Below are 25,120 nucleotides of genomic sequence, written 5' to 3' on the forward strand. Positions count from 1 at the left end.
ACAGCTATCATTTAAATATATATTATCATTTTATAAATGAAATGGAGCTGGAGGAAGCATGTACAAACATTATATTGGTGGTAGCTTGGTCGAAGGGCTTGGTTTGACATTAACTGTACAGAATCCGGCAACTGAGCAAAAAGTGGGTACTCTGCTTAAAGCAACGGGGGAGCAAGCGCAAGCGGCACTCGAAGCAGCTCAGCAAGCCTTTCCTATATGGTCCGGTTATTCGCTTAAGCAGCGTGGAGAATGGATGGAACGTCTGGCCAGGGCTATAGAGGATAATCGAGAGAAGATTCTGGATGTGCTAATGAATGAGACGGGCAAGCCGCTTGCTCAAGCAATCGAGGATATGGAAATGCTACCTAGATGCTTGAGGTATTACTATGAGGAAGCAAAACGATTGCATGGCCGTATTATCGAAGATGAGGATCGAGGCTTCATGAGCTTGATGAACAGGCAGCCTGTGGGCGTTGTCGTCGGCTATTTGGCCTGGAATTTCCCGCTGCTTAATCTGGGCTATAAGCTTGGACCTGTGCTTGCATCAGGCTGTACCTGTGTCATTAAGCCATCTCCGTTGACACCGCTTACAACTCTGCTGATCGGACAAATCGCGGAAGAAATTGGATTTCCTGCAGGTGTTATTAATCTGATTACGGGCGATACTATTGAACTGTCGTCAGTGATGAACACGAGCACTATCCCCCGCATGCTCACTTTAATCGGATCGACGTCAGCTGGCAAAGCGATAGTGGGGCAATCTGCGACATCAATTAAACGATTCTCCCTGGAGCTCGGAGGCAATGCGCCTGCCATTGTTCTTGCTGATGCGGATGTGGAAGCGGCAAGCGAACAATTGATTAATTTGAAATTCGGCAATGCCGGTCAGATCTGTGTGTCGCCAAACAGAGTATTTGTACATGAATCCATATATGAGGCATTTGTGGCGAAGGCCGTCGAGAAGGCTAACAAGTTTACACTTGGATGGGGACGTGATCCTAAGGCGATGATGGGACCGATGATAACGGAGGATCATCGATCCAGAGTTCAGGAACTGCTGGCAAGCGCAATTGCTGAAGGAGCAACGATTGTAGCAGGTGGGGGGATTCCTGAAGGATTTAGTAAAGGATTCTATTTAGAGCCGACCATAATTACCAATGTGACGCCGGCTATGCGAATCTGTCAAGAGGAAATCTTTGGCCCAGTTATGCCTATCATGCCGTTTAATAATCGTGATCAGGTTATTCAAGAGGCGAATAATACCGAATTTGGTCTTGCATCCTATGTATTCGGCACAGATATTAATGATATTCTTAATATAGCCGATTCGCTCGAGGTTGGCACCGTGTGCGTGAATGGACCGCATTACTCGGTGGAGCTTCCTCATGGCGGCGTGAAAGAAAGCGGAATTGGCAAGGACTGCTCTGTTTACAGCTTGGAAGAATATTATTCGGTGAAACGAATTACGATTCGGAAGGAGAAAGTGTAATGTCTGAGAGTAACAAACCGAATATTCTGTTTCTAATGACCGATCAGCAACGGAATGATACCTTTTCATGCATCAATCCGGAGGTCGTGACGCCACATATGGATCAACTAATTGCAGACAGTGTGTTTTTCTCTAATGCTCGCTGCGCAAATCCATCGTGTGTGCCATCCAGAGCGGCTATCATGACGGGAAAATTTCCTTCGGAGTGTGAGTGTCCGACCTTTATCACTCACCTTCCGGCTCACGAGACAACCTTTATGTCACGTTTGCAGGAAGCGGGCTATCATACGGCAGTTATTGGCAAACAGCATTTTGCTGGCTCGCCCATTAAGCGGGGATATGATGAAGAGATGATTATTGACGGACATAGCGCCTTGTACCCGGATGATACGATTCAGCCATATTTAGATTATTTGACAGATAATGGAATTGATAGAAAGCGTGTGATGAGCAAAACGTTAATTAGCGGAGGCACGTGGGAGGTGGATACCAAGTATCATCTGGATGATTATATTGGTGAACTTGGCAAGGCATGGATGAAGAAGAAGGGTGCTGCCGAGGATGAGGGCGACAAGCCGTGGTTCCTCACCTTATCGTTCTCCGGACCACATCATCCTTACGACTGCGAAGGAACAGAATTTGCGGAGCTCTATGATTACGAGAAGCTTTCGGTTCCTAAAACAAGCTACGCTGATTTGGATGAGAAGCCACCGCACTTCAAGCAGATGGGTTCTTATGCAGATATTTATCTCAAGCATTTCTCTGAAGAGACATTCAAGAAGACAAAACGCTCCTATTATGCAAATATAAGTTTGATCGATCAAAAAGTTGGAGAGCTTATCCGCATTATGAAGGAAAACAATTTATATGACAATACGTTAATCATCTATACTTCTGATCATGGGGATTTCATGGGGGACTTCGGCATGGTGGAGAAATTGCAATGTCTCTCTGATAGCTTGATGCGCGTACCACTTTTCATAAAACCACCGATTCAAGGATTTTCTGGTTTTGAAGTGAAGGATGATGTGTTGAATATTGACATAGCGGCAACTTGTCTTGAGGTTGCGGGGGCAGAAGTGCCCGCAAGCCTCTCCAATTATCCGTATACTTGCTACTGGGACGATAGTAAACAGAAGAAGGTGCGGGATGCGATCTACATGGAGGCTGGTTCCATTAGAGGGTGTATACATCAAGGAATCAAAACGGTTCATTATTTGGATCGCAGCTACGGTGAGCTGTACGATTTGAACAAGGATCCTCAAGAGAGCCACAACCTGTGGAATGATCCGGAGTATACCGAGCACAAGCTCGAAGGCTATCGCATCATTGTTAATCATATGTACCGGGCCATACCGAAATCTGATATTCCATGGAATGTGGGGACACCAGACATTTAGCTTATTTTGTAGGACCAATAGGTAAGAATGACATCATATCCAGTAAGAGGGTTTCCCTTATTGGATATGATTGTTTTTAAGGGATATTGTGCGAATGCAAAATAATTATGTGAAATTACTAGAACCGCTCTCGAATCGATACTTGTGATTCAAGTTTTCAAGTAAAGGAGCAGCAATAGTATGAGAATGAAGCTGGGTAAGTTGTCCTTGTTCTATAGATATTTGTTTTCCTACGCACTCTTACTTATACTTCCAATTCTTGTTACCGGTTTTTTTGTTTATCAATACTTTGTGGGGATGCTTCAGACGCAAGTGCTCCAATCCAATCATAGTATGTTGGAGCAAGTCAGAGATACGATGGATAGTCAGTTGTTGGAAATGAAGAATATTGCCATCCAGTTGTCGAACAAACGAGAATTCGATCCGGATCATCTTGGGCAAGCTTATGCTGTCTATGAGGCGAAAGAGAAGATCAGTCTCTATGCTGAAGCGAATACTTTCTTTACTGAGGTCGCATATAAGGCACATGGGATACCATTGCTCATTTCGTCGAAGAGCACATATCTCTTACCTGTGTTCCATCATATATATTTGATGGAGCAACTGGATTACGGACAATTTGAGGAGATGCTGAAGACATCTGAGATTCATGTTCAGGCTGCTGGTTTCATGGAAGGAGAACTTGATGCATCCAAGGATCTGTATATTTCTTATACCGTTCCAGTTCCGAAGGTTGGTTCTTTTAATGAAACGAAGGGCATACTGATCTATCTCATCAAAGAAAAGGAAATAAGACGGATGCTGGAGTCCTTCCTTCCATATGAGAAAAGTAATGTATATATTGTGGACCAGTATGGCCAGCTTATCACTTCGTTGTCCAATAAAATAGATTTGCCAAAGGAACTGCTTCATTCAGAGTTGGAGTTAAACGGGATCAGACAACTTGGTGGTGAACCCTATTATGTATCGAGAATCACATCCCCTTCCAGCGGCTGGACGTATATAACTGTCGTTTCGGAAACACAGCTTATGAAACCTGTTAATGAACTGAAATATAAAGCGACGATTGTATTGCTGCTTATTCTTATTATTGGCTCCAGTATCATCTATATCAACATGCATGTTCATTATAATCCGTTGCGCAGATTGATTGGCATTGTGGACGAGAAGTTACGTTTGACGGAGTGGAATTCATATCAAGGACTCGACAAGCTTCGGTCGGCATTCGATTATATGAGCAATCGGAGTCTTACCTTAGAGAAAGAGGTAGAGCTAAGCAAAGCAGCGCGCAGACAGCAATTGCTGACCCAACTGCTGCAAGGACAGACGGGAAATGAGGAGGATTTTCGCCAATCTTGTGAGGAGTTAGGGATTCGTCTCCGTGGAGAGTACAGAGTCGTCTGTATGGAAGCGCATCCATGCGATAGAACTGATTCAACGAATGCCTTGGCAGCCTTGTCATGCCCATGGAGAATGATTGTTTCTGATGAGATTGACATGTATCAGGTTGAGACCATACAGCTTCATCGCTGGATATGGATTCAAGCAGTGAGTGAACATGAGGCTTGGTCTGTATGGCATAAGCAACTGGATGATGCGACAGGCATGGCCTGGACCATTGGAGTCGGTGAAGTATGCAATGAACTTATCGATCTACCAAAATCCTATATTAACGCTCTGACAGCGCTTCAATTTCATCTAATAGTAGGGAGCGATCGCGTCATTTTGCCAGATCAACTGACGTCCAGAGAGGATAAATTCTCCGCATACCCTGCGAGAGAGCTGGAGATGCTCAGCTTCCATATACGCGAAGGAGACCTCGAGCAGGTAAGATGCTATCTGGGAGGTATGCTGAAGCAGATCCGAGCGCGAAGTAAGTCCTTGCTGTCCGCCAAATATATCTATTTCGACCTTATTCATACCATTCTCAAAGCCGTCTCCAATGAAAACATTCATCAGGGCGTATCAATTTCATATCCCGATATTATTGAGCTTACCCAATGCACTTCTTATCGGCAGATGGATGCGATTGTATGGACAACACTAGATGAGATCACCCCGATGCTTGAGAAAGAAAAGAAGCTGGAGGACAACGTGTTGCTTCACCAAATTATAGAGCTGCTGCATGACAAGTATTCGGATTCACAATTCAGCATTCAAAGCATGGCCAATCATTTCTCGCAATCTTCATCCTATCTTTCTCGGTATTTCAAGGAGCACACTGGTCGAACTGTATTGGAATATTTGAATGGTATTCGAATTGATGAAGCGAAGCGGCTATTAATTGAGACGAAGCTCACGGTAACGGAGATTGTTCAACGTATAGGCTATAGCGATCCATCAAGCTTCATTCGAAAGTTCAAGTCGGAGCTTCAATTAACGCCAGGAGAGTATCGAAAGCGTATGCAGAAACAGCACGAAAGACTGCCGCAATAAGCGAAAAATGCCCGAAACCATTGGAGTAAAAGCGAATTCGGACGGTTTTTATATTTAGCATATGGGTACAAAACTCGCTGATTGTACTCAAGGATTTCGCTTTATAAGATTAATGAGCACCTAGGTGAAAGCGTTTTATAGTATTGGGAAAACTATATCGCTCAACTGAAGAAGATGAACATTGGTAAGTATGTAGCTATTTATCAAAAGTATTATGATTTTTGCCAGGCAAAGTAAAAGTTAGTGTGGATGAATAGTAACCTAGAGTTTGTCATCCAGGTTACATTTATAACAGCTGTATTTCAAGATTCAAATGAGGTGGAAAAGACATGTTGCAAGTAACGAAATATTGGGACGATCTTGATGTCCTGCATGTGAATCGAGAGGAGCCGCGTGCTCATTATATTCCATATGCCGATGATCGCTCGGCGAAGTTGGCCAAGCGCGCACACTCGCCCTTCTATCAAACGTTAAACGGACAATGGAAATTTCGCTATTACAAGAGCGTGCATGAGGTGAAGGAAGCTTTCTATGAAGACGGTGTCGATGTCAGCGGATGGGATAATCTGATTGTACCTTCCTGCTGGCAGACGAACGGCTACGATCAGATGCATTATTCCAATGTCAATTATCCTTTCCCTTGTGACCCTCCATTCGTACCCGATCGCAATCCGGCAGGGTTGTATATCCGGGACTTCCGGGTTCGCGAGGAGTGGCTGCACAAGAAGAAGTACGTGGTTTTCGAGGGTGTCAATTCTTGCTTTTATCTGTGGGTGAATGGTTCCTTTGTCGGTTATAGTCAAGGAAGTCGTATGCCTGCAGAGTTCGACCTATCGCCCTATCTCCGCAGTGGAAGTAACAGAATGGCCGTTATGGTGCTGAAGTGGTCTGATGGCTCCTATCTGGAGGATCAAGACGCATGGCGGTATTCGGGCATATTCCGGGATGTTTATTTGCTGGCCCGCAGCGAGTGTAGAATTCGTGATGTATTCTATCAGACAGAACTTTCGGACAGTTTCGATAAGTCCGTGCTGCAATGTACGATTGACACGGTCGGTTCCGTAGAGGTATCGATTCAGTTGGTAGACGCTGACGGGGTGAAGCGGGGAGAAGCTTCGGGGACAGTTGATGGTTCCGCCACGTTCAATCTAGCTGTCGAGCAACCAAAGCTTTGGAATGCTGAACGTCCTTACCTTTACAGTTTGTTCGTCTGCGGCGGCGGTGAGGTACTGCATTTCAGAGTTGGTATGCGGAAAATAGAGGTTCAGGACGGCGTGTTCCTTATAAACGGGCAAGCGGTGAAGCTGAAGGGTGTTAACCGACATGATTCGCATCCTGAGCTTGGACAGACGATACCTCTCAATCATATGATTCAGGATCTGTATCTGATGAAACGTCATAATGTGAACACAATAAGAACATCTCATTATCCGAATGATCCCCGCTTCCTTGATCTATGCGATGAACTGGGTTTCTATGTCATAGATGAGGCGGATCTGGAGTCTCATGGTGTACTGCATGCGGGAGACTATCATATGCTGGCTAAAAATCCGACTTGGGAGAAAGCTTTCTTGGAGCATGCGATAAGGATGGTCGAACGAGATAAAAACCATGCGAGCGTCATCATGTGGTCTTTGGGCAATGAATCAGGCTATGGCATCAACCACATTACGATGGCCAGATGGACCAAAGAAAGGGATTCGTCCAGATTGATTCATTATGAAGGGGCAGCACTAAAGTATAACGGGCATCCCGATACGGATTGCCTTGATGTCAATAGTCGAATGTATGCAACGGTTCAGGAACTTCTGGACTATGCTACCGATGAGAGTCTGAATAAACCTCTGCTCCAGTGTGAATACAGCCATGCCATGGGCAATAGCTGCGGAGACTTGCAAGACTACTGGGATGTCATCTACAAGTATTCGAAGCTTATGGGTGGCTGCGTATGGGAATGGTGTGATCACGGGATTAAGAGTGTGTCTTCAGAGGGAGAGATCTTCTTCGCCTATGGCGGGGATTTTGGCGATATGCCGAATGACGGGAACTTCTGTATCGATGGACTTGTCAGCCCTGACCGTATTCCGCATACCAATCTGCTGGAGCTGAAAAAGGTTATTGCACCTGTGCTGCTGGAGGCGGAGGATGTGTCGAAGGGGCTGCTTCGTGTCACCAATAGGTATGATTTCGTGGACCTGTCCGAATGTGTCATTGCTTGGAAAGTTGAATGCGACGGCGAAACGATCGAGCAGGGGCAGCTGCCTCTTCTTCATACCGCTCCCAAGCAGTCCGAGATCATTGAGGTACCTTATTCATCTCCAGCTGCCAGCGGACGTTGGTTCTTGCATGTAACGGTTATGCAGCGAAACGATACACGCTGGGCGGCTGCTGGTTATGAGATAACTAGCGAGCAGTTCGAGCTGCCAGCGGCTCACTTGTGTGAGAATCAAGAGTCAACTGTTGCATGGAAATCAACTCTGACGGTCAAAACATATGGAGCGGAAGTGTGGATAGAAGGTTTCGATTTCCTCCATGTGTTCGATCTGCAGGCGGGCGCGTTCACACAAGTGACCAAACATGGAGTACCTCTGTTGCAAGGCATGCCGAAATTTCATATCTGGCGAGCTCCTGTAGATAACGATCGCAAGATCAAGATGTTATGGAAACAGGAAGGCTATGATCGTATTGAAACAAAGATTTACCGCTCCGAGATGACACAAGCTTCAATTGACAAGGTTAGATTCGAAGTAGAATTCTCTCTTGGCGGCTACATTAAGCTTCCGATCTTGAGAGGACTTGCGATATGGGAGGTTGATGGAGAAGGTGTCATTACGGTTGCAACCGAAATGAAGGTTCGTGAGGAGCTGCCTTATCTGCCGCGTATCGGTTTGCAGTGGATTATGCCGTCAGGCAATGAGGAGGTAGAGTACTTCGGTTACGGTCCACATGAGAGCTACATCGATAAGCGTCGAAGTGTAAGGAAAGGGAAGTATACCCTGACCGTGGATGAGATGTATCACTCCTATGTTGTGCCGCAAGAGAACGGTTCGCGTTATGGTACAGAGTGGGCTACGGTAAGTAATGCGCTTGGCATGGGGTTAAGGTTTACGAGCCCAGGGAGCGAATATTCCTTCCAAGCCTTGCATTATACACCGGAGGATTTGACTTCAGCTATGCATACACATGAGCTGAAGCGGAGAAAAGAGACGATTGTTCATCTCGATCATCGCATGAACGGCATTGGCTCCAGCTCCTGTGGAACAGATCTGTTGGAACCCTATCAGCTGAGTGACAAACAGTTTGCCTTCAAGCTGCAGATTGCTCCAATTATGAAAGAAGACGAATAATAAATGGAAGTGGAGATTCAACAAAAATTAAGTTGGCAGATGCTAATACAATGGTTCAAGTGAGTACTTCCGTTACCTTTGATGAATCCTTTGTAATTCCAAGCGGAATAAAGCTTCAGAGCTTCGTCACTCTAACTATTCAGAGCTCTATCCATGTATACGGCAAGCTGGATTATGCAAGAAGAAGTGTGCATGAAGGAATGTTGGTTGCTGAAATGAAGTATTCCAGTATTTATACCGGCTGTGCGCAAGAAGCGATCGGCGTCATTTTCGAATAATAACAGATGGATGTAACGCAAGGAAGCTCGAATTATTCCTCAGGGCTTCCTTGCGTTTGGTTGTGGTGTACGGTTTTGTGGAGTATAAACATAAGCTCAAGTAATAGCAGGATGGACGATCCTCCCCGTTATCCATTAGGGCCTCCTGTAGCCAAGCTGCTCGGAGATGACTTGTGAATACTGCAAGGCGAGCTGAATATACCGGTCAATCGTCTTCTTTGACATGCGGAAGATTGGACCGGACACACCGATAGCTCCTTCAAGCTGGCCGGTCGCATTTATAATAGGCACACCGATGCAACGTAGTCCTTCACAAGACTCTTCCATATCAAGAGCGTAGCCCTGTATTCGAATCTGTGCAATTTCATCTCTAAGCTTCGATGGGTCGGTTATAGAAGCGGACGTTGCGGGCTGGAGATCGTGATGAGCCAGATAAAGCTCCAGTTGGTCCGGACTAAAAGCCAGCATCGCTTTGCCTAAGGCTGAGGTATGGGAGGGGTATTCCAACCCGACAGTTGAAAGAAACTTGATAGGTTCCAGACTTTCAAGTTGGTCGAGCACAAGCGTTGTGCCAAACGATCCAGGTTTCGTTAGCAGGGTCGTTTCCCTTGTCTCGTCTCGAAGGGCGCGCATTGAAGGCTCTGCAACCTGTTTTAGTGTAATCCTGTTGGCGATAGAGCTGCCAAGATAGTACAGCTTGCCGGTTAATTGATAAGTGCTGTCCGTTTCCTTCTTCTGAATATACCTTTTTTCTTCAAGCTCCTTCAATATCCGAAAGACGGAATTTGTCGTAATAGATAACGTATTGCTGATCTCGGTGACCGAGAACGGCTTATTCTCTCTGGCCATAAGTTCTAAAATATCCAGCACCTTCTCGGCTGCGGGAGCTTTGTACTTTTTGTTTTTCATGACTATGAAATATCCTCCAAACTAAAGTGGATTAATAGTTCTATAGTATGCCATTTTATTCGAAGGTTCAAGTAGAAGGAATAGACGATGTTGTCTGACACAGTCACCGTATCATATTCAGGTCGGAATAATTCAACTATTAGACTTGAAAGTTCAAATACAGAAGCATAAATATCACGTATTATAAGCAATATTAAATAACTTTTTAATGGAATAGGTGATGTCAAAATGTCGGATACAACCAATATGTTGGAGGAGAACTTCAAAAAGTCCATGGATAAAACTCATAAATGCGCTAGGACAACTTGTCGTGCGATATGTCCGTCTGCTCAGCGTTGTCATGGGTCGAGAGCAATTGAGAGGGAACGAACGGTAATTGATAGAACCGCATCAACTAGAAGGGAAAACACTGTAGTTTAATACCGAGCCGACTATGCTGTATTGAATCAGAAATGCATTTGTTGATGGGCGACATTTGATTCCCAAAGAGTTTACATTCGGTAATGTGATCCTTGCATAGAACGTGGCGAAGTTTGATGTGTTTTTTCTGAACACTACAATTGTAATCTTAACGGTTCTATTGTTGGTATTGCTCATTTCTGCTCCCGAACTAAGAATGTTTGGAATTGGCATGTATGCCTTTTTCGGAGAGTATTCCTCTGATCGGACTGCACTGGCTGCTGGTGCTATGATTACATTAGTGCCAATCATTATTGTTTTCTTATTTTGCCAGAGATATTTTAACGAGGACCATTCCGACGTAGTGAAAGGTTAATGATGGGAAAGGAATGAATGCAGGATGAAAATTACAGCGGTAAATGTGTTACATGTAAAGCCAAGATTCACCTTTGTAAAAATATCAACAGATGAAGGGATCACCGGTTGGGGAGAAGCCGTTGTGGAAGGAATGTCTCGTACGGTAGAGACGGCGCTTCAAGAGTTGAAGGAGTTTTTAATCGGGGAGGATCCAACAAGGATTGAATTTTTGTGGCAAGCGATGTACCGAGGTTTGTTCTATCGGGGCGGTCCTGTTCTGTGCAGCGCGATAAGCGGTGTGGATCAGGCACTGTGGGACATACTAGGCAAGTCGTTAAACGTGCCAGTCTATCAACTTCTTGGCGGTTCCGTGCGAAGTCGCATACGCATGTATAAGCATGTGATTGGGGATACAACGGAAGAAGCGGTGCAAAGCGCCAAACAGGCAGTGGCAGAAGGATTCACGATGGTCAAAGCAGGTTTAGAAGCCAAGCCGCGTTTTGTGGAAGGTCCGGCATTTATTTCTGCTCAAGTAGAACGAATGGAAGCCATTCGTGAGGCGATTGGTCCGCATATCGACTTTGCCATTGATTTCCATGGGAGGGTTAGTCCGACATTTGCGATCCAACTGGCCAAACGGTTTGAGAAGCTTGATCTATTGTTTATTGAAGAGCCTTGTTTGCCTGAAAATGTGGACGCGATGGTAACTGTTGCTCGTTCTACATCCATTCCGATTGCAACAGGCGAACGTTTATATACGAAATGGGGATTTCGGGAATTACTGGAAAAACAAGCTGCGGCAATCGTGCAGCCTGATCTTGCACATTGCGGAGGCATTTCCGAGGGAAGACGCATTGCAGCGATGGCGGAAGTGTATTATGCCGGTTTTGCGCCGCACAATCCGTTAGGCCCGATCAACCTGGCAGCCAGTCTTCAGGTTTCCGCTCATGCCGCCAACTTCGTGGCTCAGGAGCATGTGACATTAGGGGAGGGGTACTTGAAGAAGCCGTTTGAGGTCAACGAAGGATATATTGAACTGTCAGATCAGCCAGGACTAGGGATTGAAGTGGATGAAATTCAGTTGAAAGACATGATGTATGAAGGGAATTGGCGCTCCCCTCGATGGTTCCACGACGATGACGGCTCAGTAGCAGATTGGTAGATAGGAGTAGGGGAAATGATAAGATGAACAAAACAGAGAGACCGAATATTTTATTTATTCATACAGACCAACAGCGGGCAGATTCGTTAGGATGTTATGGAAATACAGTGATACGAACGCCGAATCTGGATCAGCTGGCTGCATCGGGTACGTTGTTTGAAAATGCTCACTGTACACATCCGCTGTGTATGCCTTCACGTGCAACACTGCTTACGGGCAGATACATGCACGCCCACCGTTTATATCGCAATGGGATCCCGCTAAGCAAGCAAGAGCAGACCATTGCCCATTTATTAAGTAAGTCCGGGTACGCAACAGCTTTAATTGGTAAAGCTCACTTTACGCCATACAAAGGAGATCCCAAAGTCAATCCGGAGTCGGTGCAAATCAATAATGGTGTTGCGCCAGAGGAATGCTGGGCGTACTGGCAGCGATTTGAGGGGCCTTATTACGGATTTGATCATGTACAGATGAGTATGGGACACGGCGATTACGGCATGATGGGCGGCCATTACGGTTTATGGGTTCATGAGCAGCATCCAGACAAGGTGCCTCTCTTTGATCAGGACATTCATGGAGAGCCATCTGATGGTGTATATCGTAGCTGGAAGTCGGCTGTGCCACTGGAGATTCATTCGTCCACATGGACGACAAACAAAGCGATCGAGTTCATCAAACAAAACAAGGATCGTCCGTTCTATGCGTGGATTGGATATCAGGAACCGCATGAGCCGTTTAATCCGCCAAGACCATATTGTGATATGTACGACCCGCAGGAGATTCTCTTGCCTGTGGGTCGCGATGGAGAGTGGGGAAGTGAACCGCCAGAGCATGTACAATATTATTTGAATCGAGGAAAATGGAAGGATATTCGCGAGGAGAAGGTTCGGGAAATTATTGCGCATTATTATGGCTGCGTTAGTATGATCGATGATTGTATTGGTCGCTTGATGAAGACACTAGAGGAAGAGGGACTGGCAGACAACACGATTATCGTATTTACTTCTGATCATGGGGAGTGGCTTGGTGATCATGGACTATGGTTGAAGGGAGCGGTCCATGCAAGAGGGTTAACGCGCATTCCTTTGATGATCAAGTGGCCGGGTACGACAGTAAGTGGCAGACGTGTGTCCAATGTGGCCAGTCTAATTGATGTTATGCCGACATTGCTTGATGCAGCAGGGGCAGAAATTCCATATGGTGTGCAAGGAACGTCGTTGCGCAGTGTTTTGGCAGGTGAACAAGACAAAGTGAGGGATTATGCACTGATTGAACATCGGCACGAACCGTATCATCTCAACATTCAACTTGAGAAAGAAGAGTTGGTCATCAATAAAGGAAGAGAAGAATGGCATATGAAAACGATTGTGACCGACCGCTACAGGTTGAGCTACATTCCGTCAGCCCAATACGGTGAGTTGTACGATCATCAAACAGACCCGGATGAGCTGAATAACTTATGGGATAAGTTTCCGGAATTGCGTGTTCAACTGCAGCTACAACTGTTGGATAGCTTGATCGAAACCGAAGAAGTATTGCCAAGGCGCATCTGGCAAGTTTAATGAGGAGCATTGAACAAGCTAGGAAAATTAAAATTGAGGCTGGGACAAAACCTACCTAAACCAAAAATTCCGAGTGTACTACGAAAGCAGGACGCTCGGAATTCATTTTTTAAATGAGCATTTTGCATTAATCTAAGCCCTTGATCTACAAGGGGTTTCAAACATAAAAAAGGAACTTCACTCTAATATGGGGAAGTTTTCTAGTGACCAAACCAAAAAACTCCGATAGGAAGTGAAGTCACTATGTATATTCTCCAAGAAAGTCTATTTTCCTTTGATGAACTACAAAAACTTGAATCTAAGGAATGTTTGCCTATCTTTTTCAGTGCCTTGAACTTACGTCCTTACGCCAAGGAATTGAGAAGTCGTTCCCCCCGAGGGGCAGATGAACACTGTAGGCAGGGGATTCTTCGTGCATTGCTTGCTGCACCGCTTGAAAATATCGATACCTTTACGAGGCTACAGCATCGTTTGGAGGTGGATCTTCTATTTCGTTATCAATGTGGGCTTCCACTCGATCGTAAAGCTCCGTCTATCGCTACATTAAGCCGTGTTTTCACTGAATTAACCAGCAAAGGATTAGCTAAGCGCTTGTTTGATGATCTGGTTACCCAATGCAAACAAGAAATTATCGACGGAAGTCATGTTGTGATCAATAGTGCAGCCATCCATGCCTATGAGAAGAAACTAACGAAACGAAAAAGCGAGCTGACTGGTAATGCTAATTGGGGGGCAAAATTCGACTCATTTGGCAACAAGATGAAGTGGTTCGGCTATAAACTTCATCTTGCCGTGGACACTGCAAGTGAGTTATCGATGGAGCTCTCCGTTACACCAGCTCATGTCAATGACGGCGATATGGCTCCGTCCCTCATCGCTCAAGTGATTGCTAAGACGAAAGTAAAGTTCTTTATGCTTGATGCCGGTTATGACCAACTGAAAAACTACGAAGCAGCATGGAACGTAAGGGCACAAGCGATTATTCCAATGAACCTTCGCAATGAGAAGAAACCGCCTGCTGGCATGACATCAAGTGGTACGCCTTGCTGCTCAATGGGGTTTGCTATGACCTATTGGGGAGCCAATGGCGATTACCTGAAGTTTCGCTGTCCTCATGCCACAGGCAAGGTGGACTGTCCACTGGGAATGGCTTCATGTTCAGCTTCCAATTATGGCATGGTCATCAAAGTCGATACGAAAAGCGATGTACGACGCTACTCAAGCCCACATCGGGACACCAATCGCTGGAAGGAACTGTATAACGAAAGAACCAGCGTAGAACGATGTAACTCCCGATTGAAAACGTATCTGACCGCAGACGCCATGCACGTTTGGGGTATTCAGAAGGTGACAACACATCAATACTTAAACGCCATTGTCTTGCTCGCTTCTGCATTAGCGATGGCTCGTCCGTCTAAGAAATTCGTCACGAACGTCCTTGAGACATCGGCAGAAAAGATTGCCGAGATGTATCAAGAGCGTTGGATGATCGAAGTGTTTTTCTGTTGGGTGAAACAATACTTAAACATTCCGATTTTGTTTGGCACCACCTAGCACGCGGTATACAACCAACTCTTTGCGGTATGTATCGTAGGCTCACCATTAACGCATAAACTTATCGGTTCAAACAGTTGGAATTGCCTTCACCATCCGTAATAATATGTATTATTTTTTGAAATGCATCGCTAGCTTCAGGAATCGGAAAGAGGACAAAGACATGATTCATTTTTGGATATACAAAGGTTTGCTGTTCAATCCCTTGATCGTGCAACTTCCTGGCAAAGCGAATCGCATCTGGATATAGGGCTTCGTGGGTACCAATAAATTGTGTGATTCTAGCAATTCCATGAAAATCACCGTACATCGGACTGATAATTGGATCATCTAGAGTTTTATCCGCTGCCCACATACGCCGAACGACATCAAAGCCGGCCAATGCTAGCATCGGATCGACCCGTTCATACTTTGGTATATCTGGATGATCGAGTACCATATCGACATTACCAGAGAGTAAAATGATTTCCTTTGGTTGAGGGATATCCTGTTGTTTTAAATACTGCGCTAAACCAAGGGATAAATTTCCCCCTGCCGAATCCCCCATGACGATGATTTGCTGTGGATCTACGACAGAAGCCAGGATTGTTTTGTATAAATGAATGAGATTGGGATATGTATGTTGATAGTTGGAATGCGGTAACTTTGGATATATGGGGGCGATGATTTTCGCATTTAATGCTTGGGCGATCTTATCTATGAACTTCCAGTGGAAACTTAGAGGCTGGTTCGTATATGCACCACCATGAAGATAGAGAACCACTTTTTGCTTTGAAGAGGATTGATCATTTAGTGTAAATATTTGCATATCTTCAAAGGAGCCTTCCACTATCGAACTTTTCAACTTTACTTTCTCGATTGTATACGGCTTGCTATTTTCTACAGCCCTTTGTTCTAAGGCTTTCTTCATATTTTCTACGCTCTTAAACATCTTTTTGGTATTTAATAGTTTAAGAAATTGCTCGAACAATACACTTTTGAAGGATCTCCTTTTATCATGTACATATATATTCATCGCTTAACTCCTTTAAGTTATTTCCATTATTAGGGTTGCTGTTCATTGTAAAATACAGTTGCCCTAATCTAAATGATTTCTGTGAAGTACCCTTCATTTGGAAAAGCTTAAATTCAAATTTTATCAACTCGTTATTCATATGTTAATTGTCGATAACATTCATTACCTCTATGCCTTTTGCTAGATTAATAAACTTTTACAAAAAAGTTTCAATATATATAGAAATGCTTCTTCGTTTATACATTAATTTTACAAACTATAAATTATTCTGTCTACAAGGCTTTTCTTTATTGAACTACGCCTAATTGTTACCTGAATCCGTGACACACCTAGTTTGCTAGGTTCCAGCCCAGCAATATTATGGAATTTTGTTTTGAGATGATTCATTTATTTTCGTTACATTGGTGAATTTCTTGCAGAGTGTGTGATGATCGTTGACTTTACATTTTCAGCCCAGCACAAAACAGCCATGGCCGATGGACGGAATGGCTTCTCAGCAATTTTTTCATTTTAAAATACTCAACGTTAGAAACTGAAGGCTTGGTAAAGCCCCCTGACTACGGAAAACCATGGGCTGGCGTAGCCGAAGTTCAAAGAGGTCTTTCTAGCATGACGGGATACGCGTGCTGCAATGTAAATGATGTTCTGAATAACGGTGCGAATTCGTCGACGTTTCACATTGTTTCTTATTGGTGAATCCTGTTCTTTCAAGCTTTCTTGTCCTATAATTCGTAGGAGATTGTAGGCGAATACGCCTGCATGCAGCACCATTTTGACTATGTGTACTTCCTTCTCGTAATTCCGTATTGACAGCATCCCCTTCCTGTCCGAGATAGGAAAAGATTGGTGCGTAACCATCGACACCTTTATACGTGCGCGAAACATCTTCTTTTTTCGTACCTGAATTGTCAAAGGGCGAAATATCAATGTCCAAAGGAATGTAGCGATATTCACCAGCTTCAACATTCGTGACCGTAGCATCGATTTTACGAATTAATGTTGCAGATTCTTGCAATAATACCTCGTTCCAGTTGACATCAAGTGTTTGGGCAGCAGCATCTAATCGTTGACGAAGCAGCCCAAGATAGCTTTTCATCACATCACCATGAGAATGAAGGGGAAACTCCATCCCTTTGAGCTTGGATTTGTTTAAGCGCTTGGTTAAATCTGTATGAGCAAGCAACACCCCAACCGAAGCTAGACCTGCATGAGTTGTTAAAAGAAGTTCTTTGGATTGTTTAAATTGGAATTTCATCATAGGCACCCCTGTGGTGAAAAATTAGAATTGGGATATACCTAGGGCTTGCTGAACAAGATCAATTTAAGCTGCTCGCAACGCATGAGCCTAGACCGTGATTTTCTTTGCAGTTTTCATGCAAAAAATCGGACGGAACGCAATGAATCTGAAAAAAGAGAAAAAAAGAACCCGCAGTCGCCGTTCCAGGTTCATAACCAGAAACTGGATAGCGATGACAGTTAAACTTGTATGAGCACCGCGGGCGCAAATTCGGCCCAAACCCAACTTGCGTTTGCCTTCGCCGAACTTTCCTTCGATCGCATTGCGCTGTGCAGCGTCTTGCTTCTCTTGCTTTCGATCATCGGCGTCACGTTGTTCTTTGGATGGCCTGCCAAGCTTCGGTCCGCTAAGACGAATCCCACGTTCCTTGCAGTAGTTCAGGTTATCGCGATTGCGGTAGATCTTGTCGGCCAGAATGACGGCGGGAAAATATCCGAACCGCTGTTTGTACGCTTCCACCGAATCCTGCAGCGTGGTCGCCTCGTTGAAGCTGTCCCACCCAGCCGTTTCGATCCAGGCGTAGCCATCAACCAGACTGGCGGCGATTTTAGCGCCGAATTCCACGTTAGCGCCGGCTTTGCCGCGGACGATCGGACGAACATGCGGCTGTTCGATGCTCACAATGCGATCCGGTACGGTATGCGTCTTGTTCTCCATCATGTCACGCTGCTGCCGGTATAGCTCCGAGATCACGAGAAGCAAGCGATATTGTCTTTTGCACAGTACCGCAAGCGGCGTGTGCTTTATGAGTTCTTCAATGATTCGCAAATCTCTGCCCACATAGCCGAGTTGCTTCTTAACGGCTTTTCGAATCACTTTGCCTGACGCTTTGCGTTGTTTGGAGACGCCCAGGAACGCTTTTCGGGCTTGCTTGCGGTAGGTTCGCGGTTTTTCCATCTGTCCGATATGGGGATGGTGCAACACATCGATGATATCTTCGAGGATTTCTCGGGCATGATTCAAGAGCCCCAGATCCGTTGGATATTTGATGTCCGCAGGTGCGCATGTAGCGTCCAGCATGAGGGTTCCCTTATTCATGGCGTTTGCTGTCGGCTCGCACGCGGGCGGCAAATCATGGAACCGTTTTGTCGCGTTGCGGTGATTCTTAGCCGGGGCATGAACTTCCTCGGGAATGGTGAGAGCTTTCTCTGACTCCATCATGGTCAACTGAGAACCGCCGGTGTCGTCGTCATCGTTGTCTCGTCTCGATGGTTTCTTGGATTTAGATGTTGCAGCTTCTTCTTGTTCCGCTTTCAATGCCGCTTGTGCAATCCAATCATTGACCTCCGCAAGGATCTCGATGCTGAGTCGTTCCCGAAAATGCGTCATAAGCGAATGATGAAACGGCTCTGCGTCCACGTACTCCTTGTAGCCGAGAAAAAACTGCAAATACGGATTTTCCTGGATCTGCAGCGTGGTCTCCCGATCACTTAAACCAAGGCGCTCCTTGATGATGAGGGCACCGAGTGCAATGCGAACCGAATATGCTTTTTGACCGATGCCGATCGATGAGAAGGATTGGAAGTATTTCTCTTCCACTTTATCCCAAGGGATGAGTGCGGCAAGCTGTACCCAGCGATTCCCAGGATTAAGCTTCCCGCCAAAGGGTAAGTAGAAATTTTCCAACAGATCTGCCATATCCCGATTCGGCACGAACACGTTCGCTCACTCCATCTGCAAGGTTTTTTGCCAATTTTCTATGTTTTCCTTGCAGATAAATTCGACAAAAGTAGCTCAAATCCCTTGTGGAATAAGGATTTTTTGTTCGTTCAGCAAGCCCTACCTATGATTTCTGCATAAAAACGTCAATTCCCTCTAGATTTCTCTTGATAAACAAAAAAGACCCAATAAGATGATCTTTTTCAAGAGTCCATCTTATTGGGTACATTTTATAAAATGTGATTTTTCTCGTCCAACCTTTTTACTTTAGGAAGCTTACTTGACAGCCCTAGCATTTTTGTTGTTAGGACGTATTGGACCTTCTCCTTTACATCATTTCACCCTATTTCCATATTATTATTGTTGTCGCGTACATTGCGTGATTCCCCCATCAGCTTGAAGTGTATCGGCAACCTTACTCCAATTGTCAGCTTGATCGAGGATGAATTTATAGACTTGATTCATATTCGCTTGCTTTAATCCGCGATAGTCAGCGAGCGCTCCCAAACTCTGCTTCCAACTTTCAAGCTTGGACAGCATTTCTTCCTTCTGAGCGGCATACTTCGGATTATCGAACAGATTATGCTGCTCGTAAGGGTCGCTGAGCAAATCGTAAAGCTCTCCTTCTACTAGTGGCAGGTCGAAGAACGATGAGTATTTCAAGTAATGGTCTCCATAAAGCTTCTCATGGATCGATTCTTGCTCCGGATAGATTGTCAGCTTCCATTGGTGATCGCGGATCATAAGTGCTGGCTCTCTGTGAAGAGAACCACAGAAGTATTGGCTATGGGCTTCTGTTCGATGCTCCTTCGATTCACCGCGGCATACGGGCAGCAAGCTTTTTCCCTGGACCTCTTCCGGTACTGCAATTCCTGCAGCATCCAATATAGTAGGCAGAATATCTATAATTTCTGCAAACGTATCGAGTCGCATGCCACCGTTTACATTTTGTGGCAGCTTTACTAATAACGGAATTCGAACGACAGGCTCATACATGTGTCCCCATTTCTCCACGAAACCATGCTCCCCCATCATCGAGCCATGATCTGAGGTGAAGATAATCAAGGAGTCATCATAAAGCTCCAGTTCCTTCAATCTGGCGATCACTTTTCCAATGCGATCATCAACATGGGTGACCAATCCATAATAGCTGGCTAAGCTTTTACGGTAATCTTCTTCGGTCAGTTTGTCAAAGCCACGCACTTTGTGAAAATACCGATGGGTGATCGGTTTATCATCGAGTGATCTGCCTGCGTTTGGCGGAAGCGGCATTTGTGCTGGATCATACATTTCAGAGTATGGTTTTGTTGGCATGTATGGTGTATGTGGGTCATGCAAGGATAGATGATGGAATATCGGTTTATCACTTCCCGGAATTTCTGATATGCGACGAATATAATCTTCTGTTAACCGAGAGCATGGTGTTTGATCGGGATGGGTTGGGCTTTCTCCGTGGATAACTAAAGGAATATCTCCTTCATTTTTTTTGTAGCTGGACTTTTTTCGCATTTCGGGATCTTTAATGCCGAGAAAACTTGTATAAGGATCGCCATATCCACTTTGAAATTCCTCGAACCCAATTTCTTCAGCGGAGCGATGAACATGAAGCTTACCAAAGAGCGTTGTTGTATAACCGTTTTGGCGAAGTAAATCAGGAAGAGGCTTTTCATCGTCAATCATAAGCATCGCATTATCCAAAACACCATTGCTGATCGGATTTCTGCCTGTCATCATGCTTGCTCTGGCAGGTACGCACATCGGGCAATTGGTATAGGCGTTCTCAAATATGACGGCATCTTTAGACAGGTTGTCAAGATGAGGGGTTTTCACAATGGAGTTTCCCATATAACCAAGACTGTCTGCTCTGAGCTCATCGCACATTAGAAAAAAAACGTGTGGTCGTTTGTTTGTTTGCAAGTGAATCACTCCTTATTTAAATAGTATTAAATTAAACATACATCTAATTTTAAATATAGTCAATTATTATATATATAGTATTGTATAAAAAATAATTGACAATGTAAGCGCTGTCGTTTATTGTTTAAATACAAAACATTGTTATATATATAGTTAAATAGGGGGGTGCAAACATAATATTAACGGTTTTTAAGGCGCAACTAGGAATGATGATGACAGCAACAGCAAATGTTGTCGAATGTTCGTTCCATGCAAGGCATGTGTATGCAGATGTTTGTGCAACCGCCGATCAAATGCTGTAAAGGTTTCCAGGTGCCGATGAAGTCAACGATATCGATAGTGTTGAAACTTATCTGGAAGCGGCGCAGGATCCAATTCCAGCGAAAATATGAAAGCAAGGTATATCAACGGGGAGATTCGATGCGGAGTCAAAACGGTTCATTATATAAATAATGAATATGGTGAATAATATGACTTGAATCACGATCCGGAGGAAAAATGTCTGGGACCATTAAGCTTACGAGAAGTATAAGCTGGAAGGCTATCGCGACATTGTTAATCATATGTATCGTGTGATTACTAAATCAAATATTCATTGGAACATCGGTACACCGGAGATTTAGGCTCTTGTTGAAGAAAAAAGGGAGGAGAATATGAAAACAAAAAGAAAGATCACGCTTAGAGACAATTTGGTCGGGTATTCCTTTATTTTGCCTGCATTTATCGGATTCATGTTATTTATGGCTTATCCACTGTTTAACTCTTTATATATAAGCTTCATGGATTGGAACATGTTCAAAGGGGCTGAAGGATCTACATTTATTGGTCTTGAAAATTATAAAGAGGCTTTTGATAATGAATATTTTCGAATAGGTTTTGTCAACAACATCTTGATTGTGATCATGGCAGTCCCAATTTTATTGTTTCTGGCTTTGGTAATCGCTTCTTTGCTCAATACGAAAATCATGGGTAGAGGCGTGCTGAGAGCGATGTACTTTGTGCCGTATATCACGACAATTACTGCAGCAGCTCTAGTTTTTTCGGCTATCTTTCATCCCGAATTTGGACCAGTCAATGCATTATTGCAATCCCTTGGTGTCGATCCAGTACCTGGATGGTCAACTAGCGTGAAATGGGCCTTGCCTACGATTGCATTATTCTGGATCTGGAAAAATGTTGGTTATTGTATCGTGATCTTTTTGGCTGGGCTACAAGGGATTTCCCGCACTTATTATGAGGCGGCATCCATCGACGGCGCCAATAAACTGCAACAGTTTTTCAAGATCACCGTGCCCATGATTTCACCAACTACATTTTTTCTGGTTATTACTTCTGTGATTTCTTCATTCCAGATTTTCGCTGAAGTAATGGTGATGACTAATGGCGGACCGGGTACTTCAACGGTAACTATGGTCTTTCATATTTATGATACCGCATTCAAACAATACAATATGGGCTATGCTTCAGCGGTATCCTGGTTGTTCTTCATTATGGTTGTCATCATTACGATGATTCAGTGGATTGGGCAAAAATACTGGGTGAAATATGTGTAGGGAGGGAAGGTCATGAATATTCGCAGGGAAGGGCTTTCCATGCTCATTTTAACGTTAATGTTAGCTGTGTTTGGTGTCTTGATGGTTTTTCCATTGGCCTGGATGATGTCAGCTTCGCTAAAGTACGAAAGTGAAGTGTTCAAAATGCCAATTGAATGGATACCCTCCAAGATCAATGTAAGCAATTATATCACGGCGATGACAGAATTTCCATTTCTGAATTGGTATATGAATACGGCCTTGGTTACCTTGTATATTGTTTGTCTTGTTTTATCTGTAAGCACCATTGCCGGATATGCATTTGCCAAGCTGGAGTTTAAAGGGAAAGATGTAATTTTTATGATATTTATCGCTACGATGATGATACCAGTCGAAGTGCGGATCATTCCACAGTTTATGATTTTTAAGTCACTCGGTCTGATCAATAATGTTATAAGTGTAGCATTACCATGGATGTTTAATGCTTTTTCTATCTTCTTGATGCGTCAATTTTTCACATCCATTCCTAATGATCTGCTTCAGGCAGCAAGAATCGATGGTTGTAATGAGTATAGTACTTTTTTTCGGATTGTGTTGCCACTAGCCAAGTCACAGATTACCGCTTTATTTATTTTGGCGTTTACGTGGGGATGGAACGAATATTTAAGCCCGTTGATTTATATCAGTGATGTGAAAAATCAAGTGCTGAGTGTAGGGATTGCCAGTTTCAAGGGAGAGTATTCTACGAACTTCGCTGTACAGATGGCTGGTGCAACAATGGCGTTAATTCCGATTATCATTGTGTATTTGTTTGCCCAGAGACATTTTGTTGAAGGGATCGCCCTCTCTGGCGTGAAAGGGTAATTTTCGCTATGTGATGTGGTTATTAAGCGGGCAAAGCTGCTTAATGATAAATATGATAAAAGGGGAGAATGAAAATGAAAAGAGGCATGATGTTGTTCTTGGTGTTGTCAATGCTCCTGTTCATCATGGCTGCTTGTGGCAATAATAATTCAGTCAATGATGGTAACGCAGGTCAGAATGATAACAAAGCAGCGAGCAATCAAGGTGGGCAAAAAACAGATGAGCAGTCCGAGAAGAAGGATCCGATCAAGATGGTTATTCATCTAAGTGGCATTGATGAAGATATTAAAATGCAGGAAGCGATGAAAGAAATTCAGACGTTGGACAAATATAGTCATGTAGAGTTTGAATTTCATGGCAGGGAAGCAGATTACCTTACGTCTGTTCCGATTGCTATAGCTGGTGGCAGTCAGGTCGATATTATGATTGTTCCCAATCCGATGATTCAGCAGCAATGGGCTGATGCAGGCACGATCGTCCCGCTGGATGATCTCGCGAAGGAAATCGGTGTCGATTTCGATAAGGAATTTGGACCATACGTAGAGAATGCTTCTAATAATGGTGAAATTTTCATTGTGCCACATAACATTACCAGATGGGCGCTTTATTACAACAAAGATATTTTTGATAAGGCTGGTGTGCCGTATCCAGATGATAAAGTACCGATGACTTGGGATGAGTACCGTGAAGTGGCTAAACAGCTGACAAGCGGTGAAGGTTCTGATAAAGTGTATGGCGCATTTTATCTGCCATGGGGAACATTCTGGTATGGAGATGCGATCATGGAACTTGGTGGCGGCGAACACTTCTATAACGAGGAAGGATTGTCCAATATTGAACAACCGGCCTTCGCAAGAGGATTGGAACGCGTCTACAACATGATGCATGTGGATAAAAGTATGCCGACCCATGCGAATACTGTAACTTCAAAAATTGATCCTCCAGCGTTTATGAATGGTCAATACGGTATGAATATTCAAGGTGGTTGGGTGTTGCCATGGGCGGCTGACAAGGATAATTTCCCTCGTGACTGGAAAATCGGCGTTGCTCCAATGCCAGTGGACAGTGGTGAGAAGATGAAAACGTGGGGAATCGTGAACGGTTTTGGTATTTCCCCTTCTTCTGCAGATCCGGAGCTTGCTTTGGAAATTGCCATTGATTTGAGCAGAATTTCAGCAAAATATGCTGTGTCTTCGGAATCAGCCAACCGTACGGTTGCACAAGACAACTTGTTTAATCAATTTGGTGAGTTGTTGGCAGATGATGATATTACGGTAGACCATCTCAAATATATTTTCACAAGTCCAGAAGCTGAGTTTGTAGGTGAAAAAGTAATGGGACCAAACAATGTCCAATACGAGAAGGTTATTACCGAAGAAGTTGAAAAATATCTGGTCAAAGAGCAAGATCTGGAATCCACGATTCAAAACATCAAAGAACGCGGCGATAAGGCGATTCAAGATAAATAGATTGATTGAGATAACAAGCTACAGCAACCATATCCAGTGCGAGTTTATTGCACTGGGTATGGTTTTATTACGTGAAATATCGAAATGTGGTGAAGAGTGTATTCAGGATTTTCGGGGAAATAAAGGAAACATTTTGTTATTCTATGAATATTTGGCCTTCTATATGCCACTATTGATTTTTCCAGTATTTATAACCATATTCTTTTCGGATCAATATATGGTTTCCATGATGCAGAAGCAAGTACTGCAAGTGAATTGAGGCATGCTGGAGCAGGTTCGGGATACGATGGACAGTCAATTGGTCGAAATGAGAAATATTTCGATTCAGCTGTCTATGCGATGTGAATTAAATCCCGATTCAATCTGCGTCCTCAAAGGACAAGGGGCTCTGGTCGACATGGCATAGAAAACTCGTTAAGCTGACGAAAATGTCTTGGACTATTGTTATTGGGGAAACTTACGAAGATTTGTCTA

General features: G+C 44.1%; 14 protein-coding genes and 2 pseudogenes. 11 read left to right on the top strand and 5 right to left on the bottom strand.

What is annotated here, in order from left to right; all coding sequences use genetic code 11:
* Positions 1 to 58 precede the first annotated feature (58 nt).
* The 5 genes from ACL02P_RS01550 to ACL02P_RS01570 all read left to right on the top strand — a co-directional run bounded on the left by ACL02P_RS01550 (position 59) and on the right by ACL02P_RS01570 (position 8,950).
* A complete protein-coding gene (locus ACL02P_RS01550; RefSeq protein ID WP_412836689.1) occupies positions 59 to 1,489 on the top strand; it encodes an NAD-dependent succinate-semialdehyde dehydrogenase in 1,431 nt (476 codons plus the stop codon).
* Positions 1,489 to 2,889: a sulfatase-like hydrolase/transferase gene (locus ACL02P_RS01555; RefSeq protein ID WP_412836690.1), complete on the top strand. Its 1,401-nt coding sequence runs from the start codon at positions 1,489 to 1,491 to the stop codon at positions 2,887 to 2,889. Before ACL02P_RS01550 ends, ACL02P_RS01555 begins: the two co-directional genes overlap by 1 nt.
* A 180-nt stretch (positions 2,890 to 3,069) precedes the next feature.
* Entirely contained in the window at positions 3,070 to 5,325 is a 2,256-nt protein-coding gene (locus tag ACL02P_RS01560) for a helix-turn-helix domain-containing protein (RefSeq protein ID WP_412836691.1), read from the top strand.
* A 329-nt stretch (positions 5,326 to 5,654) separates the two neighbouring features.
* Complete coding sequence (locus tag ACL02P_RS01565; RefSeq protein WP_412836692.1) at positions 5,655 to 8,672, top strand: glycoside hydrolase family 2 TIM barrel-domain containing protein; 3,018 nt, start codon at positions 5,655 to 5,657, stop codon at positions 8,670 to 8,672.
* A 50-nt stretch (positions 8,673 to 8,722) separates the two neighbouring features.
* On the top strand, positions 8,723 to 8,950 hold the full coding sequence (locus tag ACL02P_RS01570) for a hypothetical protein (protein WP_412836693.1): 228 nt from the start codon (positions 8,723 to 8,725) through the stop codon (positions 8,948 to 8,950).
* Positions 8,951 to 9,085: 135 nt separating this feature from the next.
* Here the strand turns inward: ACL02P_RS01570 and ACL02P_RS01575 are convergent, their stop codons facing one another.
* Positions 9,086 to 9,859: an IclR family transcriptional regulator gene (locus ACL02P_RS01575; protein WP_412836694.1), complete on the bottom strand. Its 774-nt coding sequence runs from the start codon at positions 9,857 to 9,859 to the stop codon at positions 9,086 to 9,088.
* Positions 9,860 to 10,658: 799 nt separating this feature from the next.
* On the opposite strand from ACL02P_RS01575, the gene dgoD reads away from it, so the two are divergent.
* From dgoD to ACL02P_RS01590, 3 genes and pseudogenes are all read left to right on the top strand, one after another.
* On the top strand, positions 10,659 to 11,777 hold the full coding sequence (gene dgoD, locus ACL02P_RS01580; RefSeq protein WP_412836695.1) for a galactonate dehydratase: 1,119 nt from the start codon (positions 10,659 to 10,661) through the stop codon (positions 11,775 to 11,777).
* Between the two features lie 23 nt (positions 11,778 to 11,800).
* Positions 11,801 to 13,339, top strand: a complete 1,539-nt coding sequence (locus ACL02P_RS01585; protein ID WP_412836696.1) for a sulfatase — start codon at positions 11,801 to 11,803, stop codon at positions 13,337 to 13,339.
* Between the two features lie 243 nt (positions 13,340 to 13,582).
* Positions 13,583 to 14,890: pseudogene (locus ACL02P_RS01590) on the top strand (transposase); the annotation flags it as partial.
* A gap of 64 nt (positions 14,891 to 14,954) precedes the next feature.
* Here the strand turns inward: ACL02P_RS01590 and ACL02P_RS01595 are convergent.
* The 4 genes and pseudogenes from ACL02P_RS01595 to ACL02P_RS01610 all read right to left on the bottom strand — a co-directional run bounded on the left by ACL02P_RS01595 (position 14,955) and on the right by ACL02P_RS01610 (position 20,790).
* Complete coding sequence (locus tag ACL02P_RS01595; RefSeq protein WP_412836697.1) at positions 14,955 to 15,908, bottom strand: alpha/beta hydrolase; 954 nt, start codon at positions 15,906 to 15,908, stop codon at positions 14,955 to 14,957.
* A gap of 769 nt (positions 15,909 to 16,677) precedes the next feature.
* Positions 16,678 to 16,848: pseudogene (locus ACL02P_RS01600) on the bottom strand (IS1380 family transposase); the annotation flags it as partial.
* A 405-nt stretch (positions 16,849 to 17,253) separates the two neighbouring features.
* Complete coding sequence (locus tag ACL02P_RS01605; protein ID WP_051425225.1) at positions 17,254 to 18,843, bottom strand: IS5 family transposase; 1,590 nt, start codon at positions 18,841 to 18,843, stop codon at positions 17,254 to 17,256.
* Between the two features lie 378 nt (positions 18,844 to 19,221).
* A complete protein-coding gene (locus tag ACL02P_RS01610) occupies positions 19,222 to 20,790 on the bottom strand; it encodes a sulfatase (RefSeq protein WP_412836698.1) in 1,569 nt (522 codons plus the stop codon).
* 644 nt (positions 20,791 to 21,434) lie between these two features.
* Here ACL02P_RS01610 and ACL02P_RS01615 point away from each other — a divergent pair.
* The 3 genes from ACL02P_RS01615 to ACL02P_RS01625 all read left to right on the top strand — a co-directional run bounded on the left by ACL02P_RS01615 (position 21,435) and on the right by ACL02P_RS01625 (position 24,646).
* Complete coding sequence (locus ACL02P_RS01615; protein ID WP_412836699.1) at positions 21,435 to 22,334, top strand: carbohydrate ABC transporter permease; 900 nt, start codon at positions 21,435 to 21,437, stop codon at positions 22,332 to 22,334.
* Positions 22,335 to 22,346: 12 nt separating this feature from the next.
* Positions 22,347 to 23,177 carry a carbohydrate ABC transporter permease gene (locus ACL02P_RS01620; RefSeq protein ID WP_412836700.1) on the top strand — a complete coding sequence of 277 codons (831 nt, stop codon included), beginning with the start codon at positions 22,347 to 22,349 and terminating at the stop codon, positions 23,175 to 23,177.
* A 74-nt stretch (positions 23,178 to 23,251) separates the two neighbouring features.
* On the top strand, positions 23,252 to 24,646 hold the full coding sequence (locus ACL02P_RS01625) for an ABC transporter substrate-binding protein (RefSeq protein ID WP_412836701.1): 1,395 nt from the start codon (positions 23,252 to 23,254) through the stop codon (positions 24,644 to 24,646).
* Positions 24,647 to 25,120 lie beyond the last annotated feature (474 nt).

Origin of the sequence: Paenibacillus sp. MB22_1 (assembly GCF_047200555.1) — a bacterium.
GTDB classification, from domain to species: Bacteria; Bacillota; Bacilli; order Paenibacillales; family Paenibacillaceae; genus Fontibacillus; species Fontibacillus phoenicis.

Coding starts and splice junctions, on each gene's coding strand:
- ACL02P_RS01625 (WP_412836701.1), top strand. CDS start 23,252: ATGAAAAGAGGCATGATGTTGTTCTTGGTGTTGTCAATGCTCCTGTTC.
- ACL02P_RS01620 (WP_412836700.1), top strand. CDS start 22,347: ATGAATATTCGCAGGGAAGGGCTTTCCATGCTCATTTTAACGTTAATG.
- ACL02P_RS01575 (WP_412836694.1), bottom strand. CDS start 9,859: ATGAAAAACAAAAAGTACAAAGCTCCCGCAGCCGAGAAGGTGCTGGAT.
- ACL02P_RS01550 (WP_412836689.1), top strand. CDS start 59: ATGTACAAACATTATATTGGTGGTAGCTTGGTCGAAGGGCTTGGTTTG.
- ACL02P_RS01595 (WP_412836697.1), bottom strand. CDS start 15,908: ATGAATATATATGTACATGATAAAAGGAGATCCTTCAAAAGTGTATTG.
- ACL02P_RS01560 (WP_412836691.1), top strand. CDS start 3,070: ATGAGAATGAAGCTGGGTAAGTTGTCCTTGTTCTATAGATATTTGTTT.
- ACL02P_RS01570 (WP_412836693.1), top strand. CDS start 8,723: ATGGTTCAAGTGAGTACTTCCGTTACCTTTGATGAATCCTTTGTAATT.
- ACL02P_RS01615 (WP_412836699.1), top strand. CDS start 21,435: ATGAAAACAAAAAGAAAGATCACGCTTAGAGACAATTTGGTCGGGTAT.
- ACL02P_RS01565 (WP_412836692.1), top strand. CDS start 5,655: ATGTTGCAAGTAACGAAATATTGGGACGATCTTGATGTCCTGCATGTG.
- ACL02P_RS01585 (WP_412836696.1), top strand. CDS start 11,801: ATGAACAAAACAGAGAGACCGAATATTTTATTTATTCATACAGACCAA.
- ACL02P_RS01555 (WP_412836690.1), top strand. CDS start 1,489: ATGTCTGAGAGTAACAAACCGAATATTCTGTTTCTAATGACCGATCAG.
- dgoD (WP_412836695.1), top strand. CDS start 10,659: ATGAAAATTACAGCGGTAAATGTGTTACATGTAAAGCCAAGATTCACC.
- ACL02P_RS01605 (WP_051425225.1), bottom strand. CDS start 18,843: ATGGCAGATCTGTTGGAAAATTTCTACTTACCCTTTGGCGGGAAGCTT.